This is a genomic window from Hydrogenophaga sp. 70-12 (genome assembly GCF_001897365.1).
Classification (GTDB): domain Bacteria; phylum Pseudomonadota; class Gammaproteobacteria; order Burkholderiales; family Burkholderiaceae_C; genus Hydrogenophaga; species Hydrogenophaga borbori.
This window is the reverse complement of record NZ_MKSS01000227.1, coordinates 1-1,928: the sequence shown is the minus strand read 5'-3', so window position 1 is coordinate 1,928 and position 1,928 is coordinate 1. Positions and strand designations below refer to the sequence as shown.

Sequence of the window (1,928 nt, the reverse complement as noted above, 5' to 3'; positions counted from 1 at the left end):
CCCTTGCCCTTCTCGAACAGGATGATGGCCATGCGCTTGCCCACGTTGTCGCGCGTGACGTCGCGGAAGATGCGCGAGCCCTTGCTGTCGAGCGTGAGGTGCACCGCGGGCTCGTGGGACTGGCCGTCGAAGCCGGCCTGTGCGTCGGTGAGGTTCTCGCCGGTGAGCAGCACCTCGCGCTTGACGATGACGGGGCGGCCGCTGCGCTCCAGGTAGCGCTCGGAGCCGAAAGGCACGGGCCCGGTGCCGCGCTCGGCGGCCAGGCCGTCGGCGCTTTCGTCGACCAGGCGCACCTGCAGCGTGGCGGTGCGGCCCAGGATGTCCTTGGCCTTGGCGGTGTCCTGCACGCCGGGCAACTGCACCACGATGCGGTCGGCGCCCTGCTGCTGGATCACCGGCTCGGCCACGCCGAGCTCGTTGATCCGGTTGTGCAGGGTGGTCATGTTCTGCTTAAGCGCCTGATCCTGAACCGCGCGCGCGGCCTCGGGGCGGATGGTCGCGGTGATGCGGGTGTCGCTGCCCTCGGCCGTCTCGGTCAGCACCAGCTCGGTGAACTGCGCCCGCGCCAGGTCGACCACCGCGTTGCGCGTGGCCTCGTCGCGCACGCGCAGCTCGATGGTCTGGCCGCTGCGCTGGATGCCGCCGTGGCGGATGTTCTTCTCGCGCAGGGCGTTGCGCAGGTCGGTGGCCAGCACGTCGGCGCGGCGCTCAAGGGCGGCCTTCATGTCCACCTGCAGCATGAAGTGCACGCCGCCGCGCAGGTCCAGGCCCAGGTACATGGGCCGGGCGTGCAGGGCCGACAGCCAGGCCGGCGTGCGCGGCACCAAGTTCAGCGCCACCACGTGGCTGGGATCGGCGGCGTCGGTGTTGAGCGCGCGGTCGATGGCGTCGCGCGCCTTCAGCTGGGTATCGGTGTCATCGAAGCGCGCGCGCACCGAGCTGCCTTCGAGCGAGAGCGCGCTGGGGGTGATCGAGGCCGCCGACAGCGCCTGCTCGACCCGCGCGACCGTGCCCGTGTCCACGCGCACCGTGGCCTTGGCCGCCGACACCTGCACCGCCGGCGCTTCGCCGAACAGGTTGGGCAGCGCGTAGATCGCGCCAACCAGCAGGGCGATCACGATGATCGCGTACTTCCACAGCGGGTATCGGTTCATACAGTGCCTTCGGCGCTCGCGAGGTCTTGGTCAGAAACGCGGCGGACCGGCCTGCGCCGGTCCGCTCGCGTGGCCCCCTTGACGGGGCCACGGGCCGGTGTCGGCCGGCCCGTGCGGGGTTTACTTGATCGTGCCCTTGGGCAGCACCTGCACGACGGCGGTGCGCTGCATCTGGACTTCCAGGCCGGCGGCAAGTTCCACGCCGATGTAGGTGTCGCCGATCTTGGACACCTTGCCGAGGAAGCCACCGGCGGTGACGATCTCGTCGCCCTTGGCCACGGCCTCGATCATGGCCTTGTGCTCCTTCTGGCGCTTGAGCTGCGGGCGGATCATCACGAAGTACAGCACCACGAACATCAGCACCAGGGGCAGCAGGCCCAGCAGGGTGGACTCGGTGCCGCCAGAGGCGGCTTGGGCGTAGGCGGGGGAAATCAACACAGGCGGTCTCCAGCGGGTTCAGAACAACCGGCGATTGTATGCCGCCCCCTTGACAGAGGCGGGTTTCTCAGCCGCTGAAGCCGCCGCCGCGTCAGGCGGCCTGGCGCGCCGGCGCCGCGGTGGCGCCTTCACGCCAGCGCGCCAGCAGCGCCTCGCGCCGCGCGGCGGCGGCCTGGGCGTGGCGCTCCTTCACGTGGCCAAAGCCCTTGATCTGCTCGGGCAACCGCGCGATCTCCAGCGCCAGCGCCTGGCTGTCGGGCGTGAGCCCGGACAGCAGGGCCTCGACGTCGGCGCGGTACTGGGCGATCAGGGCGCGCTCCATGCGGCGCTCGGCGG

At 71.0% G+C, this 1,928-nt stretch carries 3 protein-coding genes; all 3 read right to left on the bottom strand.

Going from position 1 to position 1,928, the window contains the following annotated elements; all coding sequences use genetic code 11:
* Nucleotides 1-1,154 (bottom strand): preprotein translocase subunit SecD (locus tag BGO22_RS13165; RefSeq protein WP_502686462.1); only part of this gene is annotated, 1,154 nt, incomplete at its 3' end.
* A gap of 120 nt (nt 1,155-1,274) precedes the next feature.
* A complete protein-coding gene (gene yajC / locus BGO22_RS13160) occupies nt 1,275-1,592 on the bottom strand; it encodes a preprotein translocase subunit YajC (RefSeq protein WP_070399784.1) in 318 nt (105 codons plus the stop codon).
* Between the two features lie 91 nt (nt 1,593-1,683).
* A partial coding sequence (locus tag BGO22_RS13155) for a DUF6537 domain-containing protein (RefSeq protein WP_286851215.1) occupies nt 1,684-1,928 on the bottom strand: 245 nt, incomplete at its 5' end.